This window comes from Pseudomonas sp. MF6394 (assembly GCF_002018845.1).
In the GTDB taxonomy this organism is placed as follows: Bacteria; Pseudomonadota; Gammaproteobacteria; order Pseudomonadales; family Pseudomonadaceae; genus Aquipseudomonas; species Aquipseudomonas lactis.
In genome coordinates, this window is the sequence record NZ_MVOJ01000003.1 from 262,547 (window position 1) to 286,232 (window position 23,686).

18 protein-coding genes are annotated in these 23,686 nt (G+C 63.8%); 11 read left to right on the forward strand and 7 right to left on the reverse strand.

Going from position 1 to position 23,686, the window contains the following annotated elements:
• Positions 1-6: 6 nt before the first annotated feature.
• The 10 genes from MF6394_RS05700 to MF6394_RS05745 all read left to right on the forward strand — a co-directional run bounded on the left by MF6394_RS05700 (position 7) and on the right by MF6394_RS05745 (position 14,238).
• Positions 7-1,296 (forward strand): DotU family type VI secretion system protein, encoded by a 1,290-nt coding sequence (locus MF6394_RS05700; RefSeq protein WP_078466311.1) that lies wholly within the window; start codon positions 7-9, stop codon positions 1,294-1,296.
• Positions 1,293-4,793, forward strand: coding sequence for a type VI secretion system membrane subunit TssM (tssM, locus tag MF6394_RS05705; protein WP_078466312.1), 3,501 nt, complete (start codon positions 1,293-1,295; stop codon positions 4,791-4,793). Before MF6394_RS05700 ends, tssM begins: the two co-directional genes overlap by 4 nt.
• Positions 4,790-5,443 (forward strand): type VI secretion system-associated protein TagF, encoded by a 654-nt coding sequence (gene tagF, locus MF6394_RS05710; protein ID WP_047712083.1) that lies wholly within the window; start codon positions 4,790-4,792, stop codon positions 5,441-5,443. Before tssM ends, tagF begins: the two co-directional genes overlap by 4 nt.
• Positions 5,444-6,163, forward strand: coding sequence for a PP2C family protein-serine/threonine phosphatase (locus MF6394_RS05715; protein ID WP_078466313.1), 720 nt, complete (start codon positions 5,444-5,446; stop codon positions 6,161-6,163).
• Positions 6,160-9,138 carry a serine/threonine-protein kinase gene (locus MF6394_RS05720; RefSeq protein WP_044269905.1) on the forward strand — a complete coding sequence of 993 codons (2,979 nt, stop codon included), beginning with the start codon at positions 6,160-6,162 and terminating at the stop codon, positions 9,136-9,138. The genes MF6394_RS05715 and MF6394_RS05720 overlap by 4 nt, the downstream gene beginning before the upstream one ends.
• Positions 9,138-9,842 (forward strand): ABC transporter ATP-binding protein, encoded by a 705-nt coding sequence (locus tag MF6394_RS05725; RefSeq protein WP_078466314.1) that lies wholly within the window; start codon positions 9,138-9,140, stop codon positions 9,840-9,842. The genes MF6394_RS05720 and MF6394_RS05725 overlap by 1 nt, the downstream gene beginning before the upstream one ends.
• Positions 9,842-11,026, forward strand: a complete 1,185-nt coding sequence (locus tag MF6394_RS05730) for an FtsX-like permease family protein (protein WP_078466315.1) — start codon at positions 9,842-9,844, stop codon at positions 11,024-11,026. Before MF6394_RS05725 ends, MF6394_RS05730 begins: the two co-directional genes overlap by 1 nt.
• Complete coding sequence (locus MF6394_RS05735; RefSeq protein ID WP_078466316.1) at positions 11,019-12,731, forward strand: formylglycine-generating enzyme family protein; 1,713 nt, start codon at positions 11,019-11,021, stop codon at positions 12,729-12,731. The genes MF6394_RS05730 and MF6394_RS05735 overlap by 8 nt, the downstream gene beginning before the upstream one ends.
• A gap of 84 nt (positions 12,732-12,815) precedes the next feature.
• Complete coding sequence (gene tagQ / locus MF6394_RS05740) at positions 12,816-13,739, forward strand: type VI secretion system-associated lipoprotein TagQ (protein ID WP_044269897.1); 924 nt, start codon at positions 12,816-12,818, stop codon at positions 13,737-13,739.
• Between the two features lie 124 nt (positions 13,740-13,863).
• Positions 13,864-14,238, forward strand: coding sequence for a helicase (locus MF6394_RS05745; protein WP_078466317.1), 375 nt, complete (start codon positions 13,864-13,866; stop codon positions 14,236-14,238).
• Positions 14,239-14,478: 240 nt separating this feature from the next.
• On the opposite strand, the gene MF6394_RS05755 is transcribed toward MF6394_RS05745, so the two are convergent.
• From MF6394_RS05755 to exbB, 6 genes are all read right to left on the reverse strand, one after another.
• A complete protein-coding gene (locus MF6394_RS05755) occupies positions 14,479-15,879 on the reverse strand; it encodes an aminoacyl-tRNA deacylase and HDOD domain-containing protein (RefSeq protein WP_044269895.1) in 1,401 nt (466 codons plus the stop codon).
• 213 nt (positions 15,880-16,092) lie between these two features.
• The gene (gene recG / locus MF6394_RS05760) at positions 16,093-18,168 is read right to left on the reverse strand and encodes an ATP-dependent DNA helicase RecG (protein WP_003195525.1); all 2,076 of its coding nucleotides are present in this window, start codon (positions 18,166-18,168) and stop codon (positions 16,093-16,095) included.
• Positions 18,169-18,176: 8 nt separating this feature from the next.
• On the reverse strand, positions 18,177-19,097 hold the full coding sequence (locus MF6394_RS05765) for a hydrogen peroxide-inducible genes activator (RefSeq protein ID WP_003195523.1): 921 nt from the start codon (positions 19,095-19,097) through the stop codon (positions 18,177-18,179).
• A gap of 156 nt (positions 19,098-19,253) precedes the next feature.
• Positions 19,254-20,000, reverse strand: a complete 747-nt coding sequence (locus MF6394_RS05770) for an energy transducer TonB family protein (protein WP_003195521.1) — start codon at positions 19,998-20,000, stop codon at positions 19,254-19,256.
• On the reverse strand, positions 19,997-20,422 hold the full coding sequence (gene exbD / locus MF6394_RS05775; RefSeq protein WP_003195519.1) for a TonB system transport protein ExbD: 426 nt from the start codon (positions 20,420-20,422) through the stop codon (positions 19,997-19,999). The genes MF6394_RS05770 and exbD overlap by 4 nt, the downstream gene beginning before the upstream one ends.
• Positions 20,423-20,428: 6 nt before the next feature.
• The gene (gene exbB / locus MF6394_RS05780) at positions 20,429-21,412 is read right to left on the reverse strand and encodes a tonB-system energizer ExbB (protein ID WP_078466319.1); all 984 of its coding nucleotides are present in this window, start codon (positions 21,410-21,412) and stop codon (positions 20,429-20,431) included.
• Positions 21,413-21,599: 187 nt separating this feature from the next.
• On the opposite strand from exbB, the gene MF6394_RS05785 reads away from it, so the two are divergent.
• Entirely contained in the window at positions 21,600-22,451 is an 852-nt protein-coding gene (locus tag MF6394_RS05785) for an SDR family oxidoreductase (protein WP_078466320.1), read from the forward strand.
• A 483-nt stretch (positions 22,452-22,934) separates the two neighbouring features.
• Here the strand turns inward: MF6394_RS05785 and MF6394_RS05795 are convergent, their stop codons facing one another.
• Complete coding sequence (locus MF6394_RS05795) at positions 22,935-23,675, reverse strand: hypothetical protein (protein ID WP_047712077.1); 741 nt, start codon at positions 23,673-23,675, stop codon at positions 22,935-22,937.
• Positions 23,676-23,686 lie beyond the last annotated feature (11 nt).

A 23,686-nucleotide genomic window follows, 5' to 3' on the forward strand; every position in this document is an offset into this window, starting at 1 on the left:
TTGGCGATGCATCCCAATGATGATGACCGCACCCAGTTCATGCCGCGCCCGGGTGGCCGAGAGCCTGCACCCTCGCGTGCCGAACCTGCGCCGCTGTCGATGCCGGCTGCGCCGATCCTCACCGGCAAGAGCCAGGGCCTCAACCCGCTGGAAAGCGCCGCCGGCCCGTTGCTGGCGTTGTTGACGCGGCTGCGCAACACCATCGCCCACCCCGCGCCGGCCAGCCTGCGTGCGCAGTTGCTGGCGTACCTGCGCCAGTTCGAAGAACGCGCCGAAGCCGCCGGTGTGGCACGCAATGAAGTGCTGTTGGCCCGTTACGCGCTGTGCACCGCCTTGGATGAAGCGGTGCTGAGCACGCCGTGGGGCAGCACCAGCGATTGGGGTAAACAGAGCCTGCTGATCACCGTGCACAACGAAGCCTGGGGTGGCGAAAAGGTTTTCCAGTTGCTTGACCACTGCCTGCAAAGCCCACGGGAGCGTCTGTACCTGCTGGAGCTGTTGTACCTGTGCATGTGCCTGGGTTTTGAAGGGCGTTACCGCGTGATGACTGACGGGCGCAGCCAGTTGGAAACCTTGCGCGAGCGCACCGCCGCGGCGATTCGCAGCGCCCGTGGCGAACACGAGCGTGAGCTGTCACCGCACTGGCGCGGTGTGACCGTGGCCCGTGATCGCCTGGCGCAATTCATGCCGCCGTGGATCGCCGTGGCGATTGGCTTGGCGCTGCTGTTGGCGTTGCTGTTCGGTCTGCGCCTGAAGCTGGCCTCGGACGCCGAGCCGGTGTTCAAGAACATCCATGCCCTGGGCGAGATCCCGGTGCAGGCCATCGACCGTCCGGTGGTTCAGCCCAAAGTGATCGACCGCCCGCGCCTGGCTGGGTTCCTGGCCGACGACATCAAGGCCGGCCGCGTGGCGGTGGAAGACAAGGTTGACCGCTCTGTCGTGACCATCCGTGGCGATGAGCTGTTCGCCTCGGCCAGCTCCAGCATCGTCGATGACTACCAGCCGCTGATGCTGCGCATCGCTGATGCCATCCGCAAGGTCAAGGGCCAGGTGCGTGTCACCGGGCACAGCGACAATCGCCCGATTGCCACGTTGCGCTTCCCGTCCAACTGGGCGTTGTCCGAAGCCCGGGCCAAGTCGGTGCTGGAAATTCTGGCGGCCAAGACCGGCCAGGCCGAGCGCTTCAGTGCCGAAGGCCGCAGCGACACCGAGCCGCTGGCCACCAACAGTACTGCCGAAGGCCGTGCCCGCAATGGTCGGGTTGAAATCACCGTATTGGCGGAGGGCGTCGAGTGAAGGCGTTTTTCAGTTTCATGATTCGCTGGGTGATCCCCGTGCTGGGCCTGATTGCCCTGAGCCTGATCATCTGGTTTGTTGGCCCGCTGCTGGACGTGCTGGTGCCCGAAGGGCGCCGTTGGGCGCTGATCGTGCTGGTGTTTGCGCTGTGGGTGGCCTACCGCGTGTTCCGCATCATCCAGGCCCGTCGCCAGGCCGCCGAAGTGATGCGCAGCCTGGCCGCAGAAACCCCGGTCGACCCCAACAGCGTCGCGACCGCCGAAGAGCTGTCCACCCTGCGCCAGCGCATGGACGAAGCCTTGGCACTGCTGAAAAAAGCCAAGCTGGGCGGCGACGAGCGCCGCAACCTCTATGAGTTGCCGTGGTACGTGATCATCGGCCCACCGGGTTCGGGCAAGACCACCGCGCTGGTCAATTCCGGGCTGCATTTCCCGCTGGCGGCGCAATTGGGCGCCGGTGCGGTGCGGGGTGTGGGGGGCACGCGCAACTGCGACTGGTGGTTTACCGACCAGGCCGTATTGCTCGACACCGCGGGCCGCTATACCACACAGGACAGCAACTCCACGGTGGATAAAGCCGCCTGGCTGGGCTTTCTCGACCTGCTGAAAAAGCAGCGTGCGCGCCGGCCTATCGACGGTGCGTTTATCGCCATCAGCCTCTCGGATCTGCTGCTGGGCACCGACGCCGAGCGCGCTGCCCATGCCGCCGCGATTCGCTTGCGCATCCAGGAGCTGTATACGCAGCTGGGCGTGCGTTTCCCCATCTACCTGATGCTCACCAAGCTCGACCTGGTGCCAGGCTTCATGGAGTTCTTCGACAACCTGAGCAAGGAAGAGCGCGCCCAGGTGTGGGGCATGACCTTTGCCCTGGACGACGGCAAAAACAGCGACAGCCCGCTGGCGCACCTGCAAAGCGAATTCGCCGGCCTGGAGCAGCGCCTCAACGAACGCCTGGTCGAGCGCTTGCAACAGGAACGCGACCCGGCACGGCGCGACCTGATCTACGGCTTCCCGCAGCAGTTCGGCGCGTTGAAAGATTGCCTGCAAAGCTTCCTGGAAGGCGTGTTCAAACCCAATGCCTTTGAAGAACGCGTGTTGCTGCGTGGCGTGTACTTCACCAGCGGCACCCAGGAAGGCAGCCCGATTGACCGCCTGATCGGTGCCATGGCCCAGAGCATGAACCTGGACCGCCAGCACCTGGCGCGCCAGAGCGGCACCGGGCGCAGTTACTTCATCGAAAAACTCTTCACCGCCGTGGCCTTTGCAGAGCGCGGCCTGGTGGGGGTGAACCCGAAAGTCGAGCGGCGCCGCAAGTGGATCGCCCGTGGCGTTTTGGCGGCCACCGTCGCGCTGGTGGTGGTGGTCAGCAGCCTGTGGTGGGTGAGCTATCGCGCCAACCAGGCGTATATCGCCCAGGTCGATCAGAAGGTCGCGCCCCTGGGCCAGACCGTCCAGAACCTGAGCCCGGCACAGCGGGAAGTGCTCGCCGTGCTGCCGTTGCTCAACGCCGTGAAGAACCTGGCGGGGGATTCGCCGAGCTGGTCCGAAGGGCTGGGGCTGTACCAGGGCGATATGCTCGAAGCCGAGTCCGCCAGCGTGTACCGCAAACTGTTGATCGCCGTGTTCGCGCCACGCCTGGTGACGCGCATCGAAGAGCAACTGCACGGCGGCGGCAACTCGGACTTTCTCTACGAGGGCCTCAAGGCTTACCTGATGCTCGCCGACACCGAGCATTACGACCCGGACTTCATCAAGGCCTGGATCGCCCTGGACTGGGACCGCAACCTGCCCCGCGACCTGCCGGCCGACCAGCGCCAGGCCCTGGCCGGGCACTTGCAGGCGCTGTTCGAACGCCACCCGCCGAGCGCACGCCTGGACCCGCGCCTGATCGACGACCTGCGTCGGCAGTTGCAGCAACTGCCGGTGGCCCAGCGCGTGTACGACCGGGTCAAGCGCCAGAAACTGCCCGAAGGTATTCCGGACTTTCGCCTCAACGACGCCGCCGGTCGCGATGCCGCGCTGGTGTTCAGCCGCAAGAGCGGCAAGCCGTTGGGCGAACCGTTGAGTGGCTTCTTCACCGCCAAGGGCTATCGCCAGGCGTTCTTGCTCAGCAGCCTGAACCAGACCGGCACCCTGGCCGAAGAGCAATGGGTGCTGGGCCATGAACAGGCCGACCAGCAGAACGTGGTGAGCCTGGCCGCTGACGTGCGCCGCTTGTACTTCCAGGATTACCAGCGCCAGTGGGACGCGTTGCTCGCTGACATCGACTTTGTGCCGATCACCAGCGTGGCCCAGGCCGCCGATGTGCTGCGGGTGATTTCCGGGCCGACTTCGCCGCTGAAAAAACTACTGGTGGCGGTCGCCAGGGAAACCGACCTGCAAGCCGAAGAGCGCCAATTGGCCGCCAAAGGCGTGCCGGTGGAAGGCGGCGTGGACAAGCTCAAGGAGCGCCTCGGCAGCTTGCTGGGCGAGGCGCAACCGACGGCGAATGCCCCGGCGCCGGCGGATGATCCAGTGACTGCGCACTTTGCCGAACTCAACAGCATCGTGAGTAAAAACGAAGGCGAACCGGCAGCCATCGACGGCCTGCTGTCGGACATGAATGCACTGTATGTGCAGGTCAGCGCCATGGTCGGTGCCAGCGGCGATGCCTTGCTCGGCGAGGCCAAGAACCAGGCGGCGGCTGCGGCCACGCGGGTCAGCCTGAACGCCGAGCGCCAGCCGCCGCTGGTGCAGGGCATGGTCAAGTCGGTGGTCAATTCCACCACCAACAGCATGATGGGCGGGGTACGTAATCAGCTGAACGCCGCCTGGGTCAGTGAAGTGGTCAACGTGTATCGCCAGTCATTGGCCGGGCGTTACCCGATGTCGCCGGGCAGTGCGCGGGACGCCACCCTGGATGACTTCGGCCAGTTCTTCGGCGTGGGCGGGGTGATGGACAACTACTTCCGCAAATACCTGCAACCCTATGTGGACACGTCGGCACAGACCTGGCGCTGGCAACCGGGGGCGGCGCAGAAGCTGGGGATTGCCCCTGGCGTGCTGCAAACCTTCCAGCGTGCGGCGACGATTCGGGACGCGTTCTTCCGCTCCGGTGGCACCCAGCCCATCGTGCGTTTCGAGCTCAAGCCGGTGTCGATGGACCCCACCATCACCCAATTCCTGCTCGACCTGGACGGCCAGCAATTGAGCTACGACCACGGCCCGAGCCGCCCGGTGGCGATGCAATGGCCGAACCCCGGCAGCATTGGCGTGGTGCGTATCTCCATCATGCCGCCGGCGGCCAGTGGTCGCTCCGGCATCACCCTGGACGGCCCGTGGGCCTGGTTCCGCCTGCTGGAGCAGTCGGACCTCACCGCAGGCAACTCGCCGGACCGTTTCAACCTGCGCCTGCGGGTCGATGGCGCGAGCATCGCCTACGAGTTGCGCGCCAACAGTGCCTTCAACCCGTTCAAGAGCCGCGTGCTCAGCGGCTTCAGCCTGCCGGAGCGGCTATGACGACTCTGGGTTTTTACGGCAAGTTGGCCAGCCGCGGCGACTTTGTCAGCCGCGCCTTGCCCCAGAGTTTTATTGGCCCGTGGGACAGCTGGCTGGCGGCGGGTTTGCTCGCCAGCCAGAACAGCCTCGGCGCTGACTGGCTGAATGCGTACCTGGTCAGCCCGTTGTGGCGCTTTGTGCTGGCGCCGGGCGTGTGCGGGCCGGATGCGGCGGCAGGCGTGGTGATGCCGAGCATTGACCGGGTCGGGCGGTACTTTCCGCTGGCGGTGGTGACTTTGCTGGATCACGACACCAACCCGGCGTCGCTGGTGGGCGGTTCGGACGCCTGGTTCGAGCAGGCTGAAACCTTGTTGCTTAGCACCCTGGACAGTGGCGCGACCTTCGAAGGCTTCAATGCCGGGCTCGACGAGCTGGGTGTGCCGGCCAGCGAACCGCGAGCGGTGGACAGCCGTTTCGCCGGCCTGCAAAGGGTGGCAGCCACCGTGCCGCACCAGCGTATGACCGCGCTGGCCGAACAGGCGTGCGAGGGCGCAAGCCTGTGGTGGGGGCGAGGTTCGCAGCGTATCTCTCCCGGTTTATTACGGTGCCAGGGCTTGCCTGCCGCCAGCGATTTTGCGCAGTTTTTGCTCGGACAAGAAGGTGTGGTGTAGATGGGCGTGACGTACGAATCCGCGAGCAAAAGCCATGTGGGCATGGTTCGCCAAGTCAACGAAGATGCCTTTCTGGACCTGCCGGAAAACCGCCTGTGGGTGGTGGCCGATGGCATGGGCGGGCACGCGGCGGGGGACTATGTCAGCAGCTTGATCGTCGACAGCCTGCGCCATGTGCCGCTGGGCCGTTCCCTGGACGAATACTCGGCGGCGCTGCGCAACGACCTGCTGCGCATCAACGCGGCTGTGCGCGAAGAAACCGCCAACCGTGGCGTGACCATGATGGGCAGCACCGTGGTGGTATTTGCCGCGCGCGGTTTGCGCGGGGTGTGCCTGTGGGCCGGCGACAGCCGCCTGTACCGCCTGCGCGACGGCGTGCTGGAGAGCATTTCCCGCGACCACAGCTACGTGCAAGACCTGCAAGACAGCGGCCTGCTCAGCGAAGCCGACGCCCGCACCCACCCGCGCTCCAATATCGTCACCCGTGCCATCGGCGTGGAGGCCCAGTTGGATGTCGCTTCAGTGGACCTGTTGATCGCGCCCGGCGACAGCTATTTGCTGTGCAGCGATGGCCTCAACAAAACCGTCGAAGACCACGAAATCCGCGACGTGCTCAGCCATAACGCGCCGGATGAAATCGTGCGCAGCCTGGTGCACCTGGGGCTCAATCGCGGCGCACCCGACAACATCACCACCCTCGTCGTGAAGGTCTCGTCATGAACATCGTCATCCCGGGTTATGACATCGAAGGCGAGATTGGCGAAGGCGCCATGGCCAGCGTGTACCTGGCGACCCAGCGCTCGTTGGAGCGCAAGGTGGCGCTGAAGGTGATGGCGGCGGCGCTGGCAGCCGACCCGAGTTTCTGCGAACGCTTCCTGCGCGAGGGCAAGACCCTGGCGCGCTTGTCGCACCCGCACACGGTGACCATCCATGACATCGGCAACGTCGGTGAGCTGTATTACATGGCCATGGAATACCTGCCCAACGGCACGCTCAAGGAGCGCATTGCCGCCGGGCTGACCCCGGAGCAGGGCGTGACGCTGATCCGCCAGATTGCCTCGGCCCTGGGCTATGCCCATGCCCAAGGGCTGGTGCACCGCGACGTCAAGCCGGCGAACATTCTGTTTCGTGCCGATGGCACGGCCGTGCTGTCGGACTTCGGGATTGCCAAGTCGCTGGACGATCGCACCCAATTCACCCAGGCCGGGTTTGCCGTGGGCACGCCGAGCTACATGAGCCCGGAGCAGGCGCGGGGCCAGGAGATCGATGGCCGCGCCGACCTCTACGCGCTGGGCGTGGTGCTGTATGAAATCCTCGTCGGCAAGCTGCCTTATAACGGCACCGATGCGCTTTCCACGGCGCTGGCGCACCTGACCGAACCCTTGCCGGAATTGCCGGTGCACCATGGGCGCTATCAGGGCGTGCTGCGCAAGTTGCTGGCCAAGGACCCAGCGGACCGTTATCCGGATGCGGCAGCGTTGTTGTTGGCGCTGGATCAACTGCCGGCTGATGATTCGGATGCCACGCTGGTGCGGCCGCTGCCGATTCCATTGAGTTTTGATCTGGCGGGCATGACCCCTGTCACCATCGACATTCCGACGGATAAACCGCAGCCGCAGCCAATAGTGCGTCAACCGGTGGTCACGCCGACGCAGCACAATGCCCCGTCCGAGCAGCGCCGTGGGCCGGTATTGGCCTTGGCCGCCGTGGCGGTCGCCGTCGCGTTGGCCATTGGTGGCGCCAGCTACTGGTGGTTGAGCGACGGCGATGAACCGGCCCAGCCGCCAGCCGCCGTGGTGCCCAAGGTGACGCCACCGGTGGCTGTCGCTGAAGTGGATGGCGGTCAACGCCCGTTGCTGATGGCAGGCAAGAAAACCTTGTTCCAGCGCGTACTCAGCAAACCCGGCGCCCAGCTTTCAGCGGACGCAGGGAGCTCGCCGGGTAAAGCGCTGCCGGCGTTTTCCGTGCTCTACGTGTACCAGCGCAAAGACGTCGACGGCAGCCCGTGGGTACGCGTCGGCGCCGCCACCGATGGTCGCAGCGACGGTTGGCTGCCAGCCTCCCAGGTCAGCGACTGGAAACAAAGCCTGGTGCTCAAGTTCACCGAGCGCTCGGGGCGGGCGCCCGTAATGTTCCTGCGCCAGCCCGCAGAGGTGGAAAAACTGCTGGCCGACCCTGCCGCTGCGAAAAGCGTGTTGGCCAAGGCGCAGAGCAACCGTGAGAACAACCAGCAAGTCCTGGCCCTGGAACCCACCGCCAGCGCGGTGCCGCAAAACCAGTTCTACCTGTTGCCGATTTTCGACTCCAAAGAAAGCTTCGACGACAACGGCCAGCCGGTGCAGTTGCTCAACGTGGCCTCCATCGACCCAGGCAGCAGCGCCGCTGCCAAACCTGCCAGCCCGACGCTCAGCGCCCATGCCGATGCGTTCCGCACGGCGGTGGTGCTGGTGGTGGACACCACTGTGTCGATGCAGCCCTACATTGACCAGATTCGCGACGTGGTGCACGAGCTGCAAACCCGCATTGCCGAGCGTGGCGAACTGGACAGCGTCAGCTTCGGCATGGTCGGCTTTCGCAGCAGCATCCAGAAAACCCCGGGCCTTGAGTATGTCGCCAAGACCCTGATCAGTCTCGACCAAGGCCGCGATCCGCAACGCTTTCTGGATATGGCGCGCCAGGTCAAAGCGTCGACGGTGTCCAGCCACTCGTTCAACGAAGATGCGTTTGCCGGGGTGATGCAGGCGGTGGACGGCATGGATTGGTCCGGCTACGGCGGGCGCATCATCCTGCTGGTCTCCGATGCCGGCGCGCTGCGCAAGAACGACCCGTTCGCCGCCACCCAGATGAACGAAGCCGAAGTGCGCCAGGCGGCGCTGGGCAAGCAGATCAAAATCTACGCGCTGCACCTGCGCACCGACGCCGGCAAGAAAACCCATGCCGGCGCCGAGAGCCAGTATCGCGTCCTCACCGCCGACGCCAACCCGCAGATCGGCGACCTGTACACGCCAGTGCCAGGCGGCGATGTGCGCAAGCTGGGTGAGCGTGTCGATGAGATCGGCACGGTGTTCGCCAACCTGGTGCATCAGGTGCGCAGCAACACGCCGCAGCCCGTGCCGTTGCTCAGTGCCGCGCCGAGTCTGGCGGACAAGTCAGCCGCCGTCGGCTATGCCATGCACATGGACTTTCTCGGGCGCAAAACCGCGAGCCAGGCGCCGCAACTGGTCAGCGCCTGGACCGCTGATCGTGACCTGACCAACCCGGCGCTGCCAGCGTTCCAGGTGTGCGTGATGCTGACCAAGCTGCAACTCAACGATCTGCAGCAATCGCTGAAGTTGATCGTGGATGCGGCGCGCAAAACCCAAAGCTCGCCCAAGGATTTCTTCCAGGAAATCGCCAGTGCCTCGGCCTATATGAGCCGTGACCCGCAGGCCCTGCGCAAGGGCGGCAACCTGGCTGACGGCGGCCTGCTCGGTGAATACCTGGAGGGCCTGCCGTACCGCAGCAAGTCGCTGAACATGACCCAGGACCTGTGGTTGTCGTTGAGCGTGGCCGAGCAGGAAGACTTTATCGACGAGCTGGATTCGAAAATCCGCCTGTATGAAACCTTCCATAACGACGTGGCCAACTGGGTCCGGTTCGGTGATGCCGAACCGGGCGATGCGTTGTACCGCGTGCCACTGTCGACGCTGCCGTAATGCTGAACCTGAGCGCGGTGCACAAGAGCCGGGGCGTCGGTAGCCAGCGCTACAGCCTGGTGATCCCGGCATTGCAGCTGGGTGCGGGTGAACAACTGGCGATTGTCGGCCCCAGTGGTTGCGGCAAGAGCACTTTGCTGGACGTGCTGGCGCTGGTGTTGGCGCCGGATCAGGTGGGGCAGTTTGCGTTCAACCAACAGGACATCGGCGCGCTGTGGTGTGCTGACCGGCAATCGGCGCTCGCCGCGTTGCGCAGTCAGCACCTGGGCTATGTGCCGCAGACCGGAGGCTTGCTGGGGTTTCTGGATGTGCGCGGCAATATCGCGCTGTCGCGCCAACTGCTGGGCTTGCAGGACGACGGCCACGTGGCGCGCCTGGCTGAGCAGTTGCAGATCAGCGATCAGTTGGCCAAGCGCCCGGCGGCGTTGTCGGTGGGCCAACGCCAGCGGGTCAGCTGCGCGCGGGCCCTGGCCCATGGGCCGCAACTGGTGCTGGCTGATGAGCCGACGGCGTCCCTGGACCCGCTCAACGCCGAGCGCGTGATGCAGGCGTTGCTGGCCCAGGCCCGCGAACACCGTGCGGCCTGTGTGATCGCCACCCATGATGAACCGCTGGCTCGCGCCAGTGGCTTGCAGGTGCGGCGTATCCGTTGCCAGCGCGACCCAGACGGCGGCGTCACCGCAACCCTCGGGGAGGCGTGCTGATGCGCATCGGCCTGGTTGCCTCGCTCGCCTGGCAGGACTACCGCAACGATGGGTGGCTGTCGGCCTGCTCGGTGTTGGCACTGGTAGCGGTTATCGCGCCATTGCTGGTGTTATTCGGGCTGAAATTTGGACTGGTTAGCAGTTTGACCGAACGCTTGGAGACCGACCCCGCCAGCCGTGAAATCATCCCGTTGGGCGGTGGTCGATTCAGCGCGGCGTTTATCGCGCAACTGGGTGAGCGCAGCGATGTGGCCTTTGCTGTGCCGCGCACACGGCAGATTGCGGCCACGGCGCAGGTGGGCACCTTGACCCTGGAAATGCTGCCGACTGCCGCAGGCGACCCGTTGTTGGCAGGCTTGCCGCTGCCCCACGGCCTGGACCAGATCGTGCTCAGCCATACCGCCGCCGAAAAGCTCGCGGCAAGGCCCGGGGACTGGCTGGAAACCCGCTTTGCGCGGCAGGTGGCGGGGCGCGTCGAGACCCAGCGCACGCGGTTGCAGGTGCTGGCGGTGTTGCCGCTGGAAGCCTTCGCTCGCGAGGGCCTGTTTGCCGATCTGGCGCTGCTGGAAGCGGCAGAAGATTACCGCGATGGCCGTGCCGTGCCGGCATTGAGTTGGGCCGGTGACGCGGCGAGCGTGAGCGAACAGCGTATCTACCCGGCGTTTCGCCTGTATGCGCGCAGCCTCAGTGATGTGGAACCGTTGCGGGTGTATTTCGCCGGGCAGAACCTGTTGGTTTCAACCCAGGCGCACACCATCGCTCAAGTGCAATCGTTGAGCCGCAACCTGTCGATTGTGTTCTGGATCATCGCCGGGCTGGCGTTGGCCGGGGCGTTTGCGGCGATCTTCGCGGGCACCCTGGCGGCGGTGGCGCGCAAGCATCGGGAACTCTCGGTGTTGCGCCTGCTGGGGTTTTCCACCGCCGCGTTGTTGCTGTTTGTGCTGCTGCAAGCGCTCTACAGCGCGGGTTTTGCCGCTGTGCTCAGCGTTGGGCTGTATGGCCTGGCCGAGGCCGCGTTGAACAAGCTTTTTGTGCAGGTGCCGGGCGAGTACGCCAGCCACCTGTTGGCGCGCCATTACGGCCTGGCCCTGGTGGCGGTGCTCGGCGTCAGTGCCGTGGCGGCCGCCTGTGGTGGTTGGCGGGTGGCACGTATCCAGGCTTCTGAAGGAATCAGAGATGTATAAATTACTGGGCGCCTGCGTGGCGCTGAGCCTGGCCTCGCTGGCCTGGGCCGATGAGGCAAGTGACAAGCTCGACAACCCCAAGCCGTTGCCGGACGACGTAAGCCTGCCGCTGCCCTGCGAAGGCAACATGGTGTTCCGCTACGCCTACATCCTGGCCCAGGGCACCCTGGATGACCGTGAAATCAACCTGGGCTACCCCTTTGCCGAAGGCGAGGCGGGTTATCAGCAGTCGTTTATTTCCGGCTACCGCCGCGACTTCATCAACGGCCAGTTCACGCTCAAGGACTTGCCCAAAGACTGGAGCAAGGTCATCGCGCCGCAGATGCCGAAGACCGACGCAAAAACTCCGCTCAAGCCGATGCTGTACTTCATCGGCAAGTACGAAGTGACCGCCCGCCAATACGCCCAGGTGATGGCCCAGGCGCAATCCTTGGCCAGCGGTGAACCGGCGCCGGCGTGTGACGCACCCACTGGCATGGCCGGGCGTTTGCCCAAGGTGAAATTGTCGCGCTTTGAAGCCGAGCGTTTTTCGGCGGTGTACAGCGCCTGGCTGATGAAATACCACCGCGAACTGCTGCCTGTGAGCGGGCGCGGTGCGTCGGCCGAAGACGGCGGCCTGGGCTTTGTGCGCCTGCCCACCGAAGTGGAGTGGGAGTACGCCGCACGCGGTGGCCAGGCGGTGAGCCGCCAGGACCTCGAAGGCCGCCTGTATCCACGGCGCGCCGAGGGCAGTGAAAGCGATGGCCCGCTGGCCGATTACGCGGTGTTCAACCAGGTGGCCGGCGGCACCGGCCAGGCGGCGCGGTTGATGCCCATCGGCACCAAATTGCCTAACCCTATCGGCATGTTCGACGTGATCGGCAATGCTGCGGAAATGGTCCAGGAATCCTTCCAGTTGGTCCACGCCGGCCGCCGCCAGGGCACCTACGGCGGTTTTGTGGTCAAGGGCGGCAATTACCTGGAAGGCGAGGGCACGTTGTTCACCGGCATGCGCCGCGAATACCCGCTGTTTGCCGCTGATGGCACCGAGCAAAGCAACGAGACCACCGGTTTTCGCGTGGCGATTGGCGCGTTGTCGGCGCCGCGCTCGCGTTACAAGGAATTGTTCGCCCAATGGCAGAAGGAAGGCCGCCTGGCCTCCCTGACCGACGCCATCGACGACGCCCAGGACCCGACCAAACGCCTGGACAGCATCATCGCCGCCAGTGTCGATCCCAAGCTGCAAGCCGAACTGGGCCTGGTCAACGAAGAGCTCAAGCGCAACGTGTCGCTGATCGCCCAGCAACGCGAAGAAGCGGCGGGCAATTTGATCCAGTCGGCGGCGTTGGTGGCCGAGACCATCAGCAACTACAACATCCGCCTGGCCAACCTGCAGAAGAGTCGCCAGCAGGCGGTGGACAGCAAGGACGAGGCCAGCACGCAGCTGTTCGACATGGCCATCACCAATGGACGCAGCGCGTTGGACGGCGCGGTGGCGATTTACATCGACAACCTGGCCACCGGCACGCGCTACACCGATGCGGTGATCCAGGCGCAGTTTCAACGGGTCAAGGAAGAGTTGGATCGCAAGCCAGTGCTCGGCAAGAGCCTGGTGACGCGCGCGACACTGTTCGTTCGCCATGTCGGCAACTACCGCAAGCAACAGCGGGCCGACCCGGCAACGATCTTGAAGGAATTGCTCGCAGCGAGCGGTCAGCGGTCTTGATCGTTGGCTGTCTAGCGAGCTTGGAAGGGACTCAGGCGGCGGTGGGCCGTGCTGGGCAAGTCAAACTTAACAGAGATCACATCTATGCTTTTTTCCCGTAAGGCGGTTTCCAAGCGTCACCTGCTGCTGATCGCAGCTGGTTTCAGCACCGTGTTGACTGGTTGCGCTACGTCGCCTGCGTCCAAGGTAGCGTCGAGCACCAAGGTCGAGTACTACCCCAACTGCTACGAGCCGGTGCAGCACCTGCGCGCCACCGATTCGGACATGACCAAGTCGGTCGTCACCGGTGCAGCCCTCGGCGCGGCTGGCGGTGCCCTGCTGGGCGCCCTGACCGGCGACAAGGACAGCCGTGGCCGCAATGCCGCAATCGGTGCCGCAGGCGGCGCCCTGGCTGGCGGCGCGGCGGGTTACTACACCGAGCGCCAGAAGCAGATCACCGATGACAACCAGCGCATCGCGTCTTACTCCACCGACTTCAACAAAAGCGCCTCGGACATCGACCGCAGCACCGCCTATGCCAAGGCCTCGCAGCAGTGCTACCAGAGCGCATTCACCAAGCTGGTGGCTGATCGCAAGGCCAAGACCGTCAACGACACCGAAGGCCGCAAGCGCCTGGCGGAAATCGTCGCGGGCCTGAAGGAATCCAATGACCTGATCGTGACGGTCAACGGCAAAGCCAGCGAAGACCTGAACAACTACACCCAGGCGTACGAGAAAGATCTGCAACAGGTCGGCGTACAGCGCAGCGATGTGGTGACCGTGGCCACCGCCGATACCACGCCAGTGGTCGCTCCGGCCAAGGGTAAAAAAGCCGTCAAGCCTGCCAAGAAGCCAGTGCTGCCAACAGTGCCAAAAGAAGCGGTAACCACCGAGCGCAGCATCCAGACCGTGCAGGCCAAGCAAGCTGAAAGCAAGCAGGTCGCCACTGCGGGCAAAACCCAGATCGAAGCAACCTGCCGCAATCCAAACCTGGCCGACTGGGCGCCAGTGCCTTGCCCTAACGTTTAAGTACTTGTTGCTATAAGCGTTAAACGCCAACCGATCTGCGCCTAAAGCGCGAGATCGGTGGCGTTCTTTTTGCAAATCGTTACACTGCTGCGGCCACTCCAATAAATACACCGAGGCCGTGTGCATGAAATTTCGTCTTCTACTGTGGGTGCTTGGCCTGATGATGGGCAAAGCCAGCCGCACCAACCCCGCCTTCCAGCAGCAACTGGGTGACAAAGACCTGGCCTTCCAGCTGCAGACCCTCGACGGCAAGGTTGCCCGTCACTTCATCGTCAAAGACCAGCGCATCACCAGCCGCTCAGGTGTCCACCCGGCGCCGGCTTTCGCGATTGCCTTCAAGGATGCCGCCTACGGCTTCGCCACGATGCAGGCGAAGAACAAGCAACTGGCGTTCATGACGGGGATTCAGGACAAGTCGATCCAGATCAAGGGCAACCCGGCACTGGTGATCTGGTTCCAGGGGCTGACCAAGTATCTGCAGCCGAAGAAAAAGAAGTAACACCTGTAGGAGCGAGCTTGCTCGCGAAAAACGTCAACGATGACGCGGGGTGCCTGGCGCCCTGCGGTGTTCTCAGGTTTTTCGCGAGCAAGCTCGCTCCTACATTGAGGGGGGGTCAGGTAGACCGAGTTGGATTCATCGCAGGCAAGCCAGCTCCCACAGTGACCGCGTTCCAACTTGGAAATACGGTCAATTGGGGGAGCTGGCTTGCCTGCGATAGCGGTGTCACAGGCGCCAGATTTACCCCTGGCTGAACTGCGAAGCCAATTCGCGCAACAGCACTTCGGCATCCAGCACTTTACCCACCACATCTTCCGCCTTCTCGCGGCTCAGGCCCAGGCGCTCCAGCAACGCGTCCGGAATGGATTCATCCGGCCCGGAGCCAATCCCCCGGCTGCGCAACAGGCGCACCGCCAGGCACACCAGGTTCGGGTATTCGGCGTATTGCCCGTCATACGTGGGGTCGTGCTGGAAGCGCAGGGCGGTGCACAGTTCGTCCGGCATGTCCCAGTAGCGCATCAGCCAGGCGCCGATCTGTTCGCGGCTGATGCCCAGCAAGTGTTGCTCGACATAGCTGTGGCACAGGTGCGGGTTGACCTCCAGGTGCCGGCAGATCAGCGAGAAGTGCGGCGGAAACACGTGGGCCAGCAGCAGGTAACCGAAGTTGTGCAGCAAACCTGCCAGGTAGGTCAGGCCAGCTTCCGGGCGCTGGGCACGGGGCATGGCGCGGGTCAGGCCCTCGATGACGGCGGCGGTGTAGATCGACTGGTGCCAGTACGGCGTGGACAGGTGCGGGCGGTCCTTGGGCAGGCTCAGGGTTTTGCCCAAGGCCAGGCCCAGCGCTAGGTTGATCACAAGATCAAAGCCCAACACGCGCACGATGGCGTCTTCCACTGAGCGGATCTTGCCCGGCGAGGCGTAGTAGGGCGACGCGGCCCAACTGACGACCTGGGCGGCAAGGGCTGGGTCGGTTTCCACCACGCCAGTGATGTCGTCGATGGTGGCGTTGGGGTCGACACGCAGCTTGATGATCTTCTGCGCGGTGTCGGCCAGCGGCGGAATCTCGATGGTCGCTTCCAGGCGTTGCTGGATACGGCGCGCAGTGAACGCTTGCATCGCCTGGGTGATTTCCTCGCGGTCATCATTGGGGCGGTCGAGGTTCGGGCGGATGTTGCTCAAGGGTTCGCCAAACTGCGCGGCGCTGGCCTTGGTGAGCAGGCTCTTGAAGGCGTCGGTGGGAATTTCCAGCAACAGCCCGGCTTCGCCCGAATGCACCAGCAGGCTGGGTTCATTGAGCAAGCGGCCTTCGTACAGGCACGGCGAACTGGTCAGGGGCGGCAAGCCTGGCAGCAGGCTCAGGTCATGCTTGCCCAACATGCGCTCGACACGCTCGGGGGCCACGGCCGTGAGGCGGCGACCGGTGAGTTCGGCGAGGCGGTTGAGGTCCAGCAACTGGCTTTGGGGGAACAGCACCATGAGCGCGCCAACCGCATCCTCAAGCAACACCGCCTGGACCTTTCGGGCAGGGTTCAGGCCAGGCTGTTCCATGACTTCCGTGTAGGGGATGGCGAGCTTTGCGAGCAGCGCCCGAATGACCGGCGGGGCGGTCAGTGGGGCTGTGGCGAGGGCAACTTCTGACATGGCCTGATCCAATTTCTTACATTCATTGGAGTATAACCAGCTTGATACGGGTGTTGGTCGGATAAGTGTTCTTTGTGACGAGGTTGGCTGTGCGCCGATCCCGCTGTAGGAGCGAGCTTGCTCGCGAAGAGCTTCCTGACAGCGCGATCACCCAGAATGTCCGCGTTATCGTTGGCGTTCTTCGCGAGCAAGCTCGCTCCTACAGGGTGCGGGTCAGACTTGGCCGTATTGCTGGCCGTGGCGCAGCCAGCGGTTGAGCAAGGGGCTGACGTGATCGGGCCAACGCTCAAGCAAGGCTTGCGCAGCATCGCGTACGGCGGGCAGCAGGTCGGCATCGCGCATCAGGTCGGCAACCTTGAATTGCAGCAGGCCGGTCTGGCGCGTGCCGAGCATTTCACCTGGGCCGCGCAGTTCCAGGTCTTTTTCGGCGATGACAAAACCGTCGTTGGTTTCGCGCATGATGCCCAGGCGCTGGCGACCGATCTGCGACAGCGGCGGGTGATAGAGCAGCACGCAGTGGCTGGCGGCGCTGCCCCGACCAACCCGCCCGCGCAGCTGGTGCAGTTGCGCCAGGCCCAGGCGCTCGGGGTTTTCGATGATCATCAGGCTGGCGTTGGGGACGTCCACGCCCACTTCAATCACGGTGGTAGCCACCAGTAATTGCAGGTTGCCGGCCTTGAACTCGGCCATCACCGCGGCTTTTTCCGCCGGCTTCATACGGCCATGGATCAACCCGACCTTGAGCTCACCCAAGGCGCTGGTGAGGTCTTCATAGGTAGTTTCGGCGGCCTGGCAGGTCAGTTCTTCGGACTCTTCGATCAGTGTGCACACCCAGTACGCCTGGCGGCCTTCGGCGCAGGCACCGCGCACGCGCTCGATCACTTCGACCCGCCGCGTGTCGGTGACCAGCACGGTGTTGACCGGCGTTCGCCCTGGCGGCAGTTCGTCGAGGATCGAGGTGTCGAGGTCGGCGTAGGCGCTCATGGCCAGGGTGCGTGGGATCGGCGTGGCGGTCATGATCAACTGGTGCGGGTTCATGCGCCCGCCCACGCCTTTCTGGCGCAGGGCCAGGCGTTGTTGCACGCCAAAGCGGTGCTGTTCGTCAATGATCACCAGCGCGAGGTTCTTGAACTGCACTTCGTCCTGGAACAGTGCATGGGTGCCCACCACCATCGGTGCGCCGGCAGCGATCTGTTCCAGGGCGGCCACGCGGTTCTTGCCTTTGAGCTTGCCAGCCAGCCACGCCACTTCCAGACCCAGGGGTTCGAGCCAGCGCTTGAAGGTGATGAAGTGTTGTTCGGCGAGGATTTCCGTGGGTGCCATCAGCGCCACCTGATAGCCAGCTTCCAGGGCTTGCAGGGCGGCGAGGGCGGCCACCACGGTCTTGCCGGCGCCTACGTCACCCTGGATCAACCGCAGCATCGGTTCTTGCTGGCTGAGGTCGTAGGCGATTTCATTGCCCACGCGCTGTTGCGCGCCGGTGGGTGCAAAGCCGAGGTTGGCCAGGTATTGCGCAGGCAGCCGCGTGGCCTTGGGCATCGCCGGGGCGCGCAGGGAACGCATGCTTTCGCGCAGGCGTTGCTGGGACAGCTGATGCGTGAGCAGTTCTTCAAAGGCCAGTCGATGCTGGGCCCAATGATGGCCGAGGGCGAGTTCGTCCACATCGGCATCGGCGGGCGGGTGATGCAAATACCGAATCGCATCGGCCAGGGGCGCCAATTGATAGTCGCGGGCCAGCTCCAGGGGCAGCCAATCGGGCAGGCTTTGCGGGCCGAGCATGGTCAGGGTCTGCATGCACAACTGGCGCAGACGTTGCTGGGTCAGGCCCTCGGTCAGCGGGTAGATCGGCGTGAGCGTGGTGTCCACCGGTGGCGGCTCATCGCCGGTAATGGCGCGGTATTCCGGGTGGTAGATTTCCAGGCCAGAGGCGCCTGGGCGTGCCTCGCCGTAACAGCGCACGCGGGTGCCACGCTTGAGGCCTTCCTTCTGTGCGTTGCTGAAGTGGTAGAAGCGCAGGCTCAAGCCACCGGTACCATCCTGCAGACGCACCACCAGGCTGCGGCGCTTGCCCATCACCACGTCGGCGCCGCTGACGGTGCCTTCGATCACCGCGTCCTGCCCAGGGCGCAAATGGCCGATAGGCACCACGCGGGTGCGGTCCTGGTAGCGCAGGGGCAGGTGGAACAGCACGTCCTGAAGGTTCTCCAGGCCGACCTTGGCCAGCTTCTCGGCCATGGCCTCCCCGACACCCTTGAGTGCCGTCACCGACACCTGCGACAGCTCAGTCATACCGTGGCTTAGCTCGCAACGGGCGGCTTGGCCACCGAACACAGACGGATCGAGTCCGCGAGGATCTCAATCGCTTTGGGGCGCGGGAAGCTGGCGCGCCAGGCAATCGCCACGGTACGGAACGGCACCGGCGGCGTGAGTGGGCGCACTTCGATCACGCCCTGGGCGTAGTGATGGCTGTCTACCGCAGACAGCGGCAGGATCGAGATGCCCAGGCCGGACGCGACCATATGGCGAATGGTTTCCAGCGAGCTGGATTCCACCGTGGTGTGCTTGGCGCCGTCGTTGCCCTTGGTCAGGGTCGGGCAGGCTTCCAGCACCTGGTCGCGGAAGCAGTGGCCTTCACCGAGCAGCAGCAGGCTCTTGTCATTGAGCAGGCCGGCGTCGATGGTGTCCTTCTTGGTCCACGGGTGGGAGGCCGGCATCAGCACGTAGAACGGCTCGTCGTAGAGCGGCAGGGTCAGCACGTCCGCCTCGTTGAAGGGCAGGGCGATGATGATCGCGTCCAGCTCGCCGTTGCGCAGTTTATCGCGCAGCACGTGGGTGAAGTTTTCTTCGATATACAGCGGCATCTGCGGCGCGACGCGGTGCAGTTGCGGAATCAGGTGCGGGAACAGGTAGGGGCCGACTGTGTAGATCGCGCCAACCTTGAGCGGTGCGGTCAGCTGGTTCTTGCCGGCCTGGGCCAGTTCGCGAATGCTTTGCGCTTGTTCCAGGACCTTCTGGGCCTGGGCAACGATGCCTTCGCCCACCGGGGTGAGGCGCACGGCGCTTTTGCTGCGCTCGAAAATCAGCACACCGAGTTCGTCTTCAAGCTTTTTCACACCCACCGACAGCGTCGGCTGGCTGACGTGGCAACGTTCGGCTGCATGGCCGAAGTGTTGTTCTTGGGCGAGGGTCACGATGTAGCGTAATTCTGTAAGAGTCATAGCGGGCGTCCATGAGGTTGCGGGCCAAGCATACCGGCTGCAATCGATAGACGCACGTTATCAGAACTTTGCTGTGGATTGAGTGGGGAATGTCGGAATTTTGCTGAGGTAATAAAGCACATGCGGGAGGGAGCAAGTCCCTCCCACAGTGCTCTGTCAGCGGCGACGCTTGTCGATGTTGTAAACAAACGGTGCGACCAGTTCGACGCTGCCGTTTTTCAACAGGTCGGCCGGCGGCTTGGGCAACGGCTGAGCCTTGCGGATCATCTCAAGGGTCGCACGGTCCAGGTCGGCGTTGCCGGAGCGGCCTTCCAGCTCGTAGGACAGCACATTGCCTTCGCCATCGACCACGAAGCGCAAGCGGTTCATACCTTCCTTGCCACTGCGTTGGGCGCCAGGCGGGTACTTCTTGTACTTCTGCAGATGCGCCAGCAACGTGCTTTGCCAGGAAGCCTGGGCGGCCAGCTGCTGTGCCGATGGGCCCGGCGTAGGTTGTGCGGACTTCTGCGCAGGTGCGTTGCTCGGCGGCGTTTCGCTCGGTGGCTCCTCGGAAGGTTTCTCCTTGGGCGGCTCGGGCTTCTTCTCCACCGGCTTTGGCGGTTGTGGCTTAGGCTTGGGCTTGACCGGCTTGGGCACCTGGATCGTTGGCTTGGGCGCCTCGGCCAGCTTTGGCAGGGGCAGCTCTTCGACCGGTGGTGGCGGCGGCGCAACGACCTTGGGCGGTGCTGGAGGCGGCGGTGGCGCTGGCAGCGGCGCCAGGTCGATGACCATGGCGGCGGGTGGCAGCTGGATCGCCTGCGGCGCGGACCATTGGAGCGCGATGATGATCGCGACGGCATGCACGCCCAGCACGACGGCGAGGCTGGTGCCATAACGCGTCAGTTTGTGGCGCGTCGTGATCATTTCTTGGCTGCCGTCTCAAGTCCGACCAGGCCTACCTTGAGGTAGCCGGCTGCCCGCAGGGCATCCATCACGCTCATCAGGTCGCCGTAGTCCACGCCTTTGTCGGCCTGGAAGAAGATTGTCGTGTCTTTCTTGCCTTGGGTCTTGGCATCCAGCACCGGCCCCAGGGTCTCAGCCTTGACTTCTTCTTCGCCCAGGAACAGGCGTTGGTCCGCCTTGACGCTGAGGAAGATCGGTTTCTCTGGCCGCGGCGCCGGCTTGGCGCTGGACGCAGGCAGGTCCACTTTGATGTCCACGGTCGCCAGCGGTGCGGCCACCATGAAGATGATCAGCAGCACCAGCATCACGTCGATAAACGGCGTGACGTTGATTTCGTGGTTCTCGACGAGTTCGTCGTCGCCTTGATTCAAATGCAGGCCCATGGCCGATTACCCCACTTTCACCATGTGCGGTTGCGAGCTGCGCTCGGTAGGCAGGTGATCGAGGTCACGGCTGACCAGCAGCAGGACTTCTGCCGACGCATCCGATACCTGGGCCTTGTAGCCGGCAATCGAACGGGCGAAGACGTTGTAGATGACCACCGCAGGAATCGCGGCAACCAGGCCTAGGGCGGTCGCCAGCAGGGCTTCGGCGATGCCGGGGGCAACGACGGCGAGGTTGGTGGTCTGGGTTTTGGCGATGCCGATGAAGCTGTTCATGATGCCCCACACGGTACCGAACAAGCCGACGAAGGGCGCGGTGGAACCGATGGTGGCGAGTACGCCGGTGCCGCTGCTCATGTTACGGCCACAGGCGGCAACCAGGCGCTCCAGGCGGAAGCTGACGCGTTCCTTGATGCCTTCTTTTTCGCGGGTGTTGGCCGACAGGCGCATTTCTTCCAGCGCGTCGTGCACCAGCAGGTTGGCCAGGGTGCCCTTCTTGGTCGCGGTTTCGCTCGCTTCCTTGAGGGTGGTGGCTTTTTTCAGGTGGACGATTTCAGCACGCAGACGACGCTTGGCGCCCAACAGCTCGAAGCCTTTGGCAATCCAGATGGCCCAGGTAATGATCGAGGCAATGGCCAGGCCGATCATGACGGCTTTCACCACCACGTCAGCATTCTGGTACATGCCCCATGGCGACAAGTCGTGGGCCATGCCCAGGGTGTTGTCTTCTTCCAGCACCACGCCGGTTTCGTCGGCAGGTGCGGCAGCGCCGGCGGCCTGGGCCGGGTCGGTGGCCACTGGCGCGACGGCAGGCGCTGCCGGGGTCGCGGCATTTTGCTCGGCGGCTGCTGGAGCGGCGGGAGCGGTGGCGTCAGCGAATGCGGCGGTCGGTGCCAGCAGTACGCTGAACAGCATCGCAGCAATCGCACGCCAGGCGCGGGAGGGACTGTGAAGCTTGGTTGGCGAAGCGGGGGTTGTATGACGTGTCATGCTGGCCGGACCTGAGAAAAAAAATGGGTGATCGTCCTTCCAGACCCAAAGGGTCGAGGACAAATGGGCGGTCATTATTGCAAGTAATTCTTGTTAACAGAAGTAATACAGTAACTTTATTTGTGCTTTTTCTGGCCGTTGGTCATCTCTGGCGGCTAATCTGCGCCTTTAAGAATGGAGTTTTGTAATGTCTGCGCCTTCTGTTGTGATTGCCGGTTGCGGTGATGTGGGTAGTCGGCTGGCTAGCCAATTGCTGGCCTCGGAATGGGAGGTCCACGGCCTGCGCCGCGATATTTCACGCCTGCCCGACGGGGTGATCGGCATCGCCGGCGACCTGTTCAAAAAGGACTGCCCTGATACCTGGCCCATCGGCGGGGTGGATTATCTGGTGTACTGCGCCGCTGCCACTGACCACGACGAAGCCGGCTATCGCGCCGCCTACGTGCAAGGGTTGCTGCATGTGTTGGAGTGGCTGGAAGACTACGGCCAGACGCCCAAGCATTTGCTGTTTGTTTCCAGCAGCAGTGTGTATGGGCAGCAGACCGGCGAGTGGGTCGACGAAACGTCCGAGACGCAAGCGAAGGGCTATTCCGGGCAGGTGATGCTGGAAGCTGAGCAAGTGGCGCTCAATAGCGGTATTCCATCCACCATCGTGCGCTTGACCGGCATCTACGGCCCTGGCCGTGAATGGCTGCTGACCCAGGTGCGTCAAGGCTACCGCGTAGCGGTTGATCCGCCGTTGTATGGCAACCGTATCCACGCCGATGACGCCGCGGGCCTGCTCGCCTTTTTGCTGCGGCATGTGGAAAAGGGCGGCTCGCTGGACAAGGTCTATATCGGCGTTGACGATGCGCCGGCACCGCTGGCCGAGGTGGTGGCCTGGTTGCGCGAGTACCTGGGTGTGACTGAGTGGGCCGAGGACGCCAGTGTGCGCCGTGCTGGCAGCAAACAATGCAGTAATGCGCGTATCAAGGCGTTGGGCTGGGTGCCGACATACCCGACCTACCGGGAAGGCTATGCGGCGATCCTGAAAGGCTGAAACACGTTCAAAACTGTGGGAGCTGGCTTGCCTGCGATGGCCATAGGTATCTATACAACTGTGCAGTTCGCTGCAGCCACCGGTAACCACGATGCGAAGCGAGTCGCTCTTGCTCTTGATCTGCTTTTGATCTTAGGCGCCCCGTTAAACCACGCTGGCCGTAATTCGACAGGGATTTGGGGGGTAAACCGGCAGGGATGCCGGTTTAGCCGCCCCGCGCCATGGATGGCGCGTGGCGGCGGCCCCCCAAATCACTGGCGGATTACGGGCACACCCGAGCCTAAGCGAGGTGCCGAGTGGTGGGGCAAGAGCGTTTTGCTTACTTTTGCGCTTTTCAAAAGTGAGCCGCCGTCAGGGCGGAACCCTAAGTGGCTGTTACCTAAATAACGGATATGTACGCGGTCGAATCCAACATCCTGGTCGGCTGTCAGGCCGTCTTCGCAGGCAAGCCAGCTCCCACATTTTGATCAAGTGAGGCTTTTCTTACTTTTCAAGCAACCATTGGCGAGGGCCAGGCGTGAACTGGGGCACTTCATCGGCCTGCGCAGTATTGATCGCCTGGAAGATCTCCAGTTGCTCACCCTTGCGCGCGAAGATCCAAGGGTTGCCCTGGCCGTTCAGTTGCAGCCAGATGCTGTCATAGCCGCCGCTCATGGAGGCGCAGTCGCCTGCCAGGCAGAGTGAATAGCGATCAACTCCCGGCAGGCCGGCGACCTTGCCGTCTGCCTGGAACTGCACCGTGGCGCCGCTGCCGGTGCCGTCGCTGATCTTCCAGTCGCCGCCCATGTAGGCCGCGTACAGTGCGCGTTCGAAGTTGGCGCCCAGTGGCGCGCCTTCTGGGGCCGGGTCTTTGGCGCGGGCAAACAGCTGCTCGGGCTCATTGTCGTTGGCCACTTGCAGCAGTTGCTTGCCTTTGCGCTTGAGTTCGGTGGCAGAGCTGCCATAGAAGTCCACGTTCCACGCGCCGGGTTTTTCACCCGACAACTTGCCTTCCGCTACTTCAAAACCGTTGTAGTAGCGCGCCTGCAAGGCCTTGGTGTTGACCTCCCACTCAAGGTTGGGGCCATAGGACTGCAGGGCTTCACGCAAAGGGCCGCCTTTGGCTGCCGCGTCGATGGCGGCCTGGTTGATCCAGGTGCCGCTCACATCCAGGTCGGCGGGGTTGCTGGCACAGCCGCCGAGCAGCAGGGCGAGCAACGAGGAGGCTACAAGCGCTTTGCGCATTACGAAATCCT

Coding starts and splice junctions, on each gene's coding strand:
- MF6394_RS05725 (WP_078466314.1), top strand. CDS start 9,138: ATGCTGAACCTGAGCGCGGTGCACAAGAGCCGGGGCGTCGGTAGCCAG.
- exbD (WP_003195519.1), bottom strand. CDS start 20,422: ATGGGCCTGCATTTGAATCAAGGCGACGACGAACTCGTCGAGAACCAC.
- MF6394_RS05720 (WP_044269905.1), top strand. CDS start 6,160: ATGAACATCGTCATCCCGGGTTATGACATCGAAGGCGAGATTGGCGAA.
- MF6394_RS05730 (WP_078466315.1), top strand. CDS start 9,842: ATGCGCATCGGCCTGGTTGCCTCGCTCGCCTGGCAGGACTACCGCAAC.
- MF6394_RS05735 (WP_078466316.1), top strand. CDS start 11,019: ATGTATAAATTACTGGGCGCCTGCGTGGCGCTGAGCCTGGCCTCGCTG.
- MF6394_RS05795 (WP_047712077.1), bottom strand. CDS start 23,675: ATGCGCAAAGCGCTTGTAGCCTCCTCGTTGCTCGCCCTGCTGCTCGGC.
- MF6394_RS05700 (WP_078466311.1), top strand. CDS start 7: ATGCATCCCAATGATGATGACCGCACCCAGTTCATGCCGCGCCCGGGT.
- MF6394_RS05745 (WP_078466317.1), top strand. CDS start 13,864: ATGAAATTTCGTCTTCTACTGTGGGTGCTTGGCCTGATGATGGGCAAA.
- MF6394_RS05715 (WP_078466313.1), top strand. CDS start 5,444: ATGGGCGTGACGTACGAATCCGCGAGCAAAAGCCATGTGGGCATGGTT.
- recG (WP_003195525.1), bottom strand. CDS start 18,168: ATGACTGAGCTGTCGCAGGTGTCGGTGACGGCACTCAAGGGTGTCGGG.
- MF6394_RS05755 (WP_044269895.1), bottom strand. CDS start 15,879: ATGTCAGAAGTTGCCCTCGCCACAGCCCCACTGACCGCCCCGCCGGTC.
- tagQ (WP_044269897.1), top strand. CDS start 12,816: ATGCTTTTTTCCCGTAAGGCGGTTTCCAAGCGTCACCTGCTGCTGATC.
- MF6394_RS05785 (WP_078466320.1), top strand. CDS start 21,600: ATGTCTGCGCCTTCTGTTGTGATTGCCGGTTGCGGTGATGTGGGTAGT.
- MF6394_RS05765 (WP_003195523.1), bottom strand. CDS start 19,097: ATGACTCTTACAGAATTACGCTACATCGTGACCCTCGCCCAAGAACAA.
- exbB (WP_078466319.1), bottom strand. CDS start 21,412: ATGACACGTCATACAACCCCCGCTTCGCCAACCAAGCTTCACAGTCCC.
- MF6394_RS05770 (WP_003195521.1), bottom strand. CDS start 20,000: ATGATCACGACGCGCCACAAACTGACGCGTTATGGCACCAGCCTCGCC.
- tagF (WP_047712083.1), top strand. CDS start 4,790: ATGACGACTCTGGGTTTTTACGGCAAGTTGGCCAGCCGCGGCGACTTT.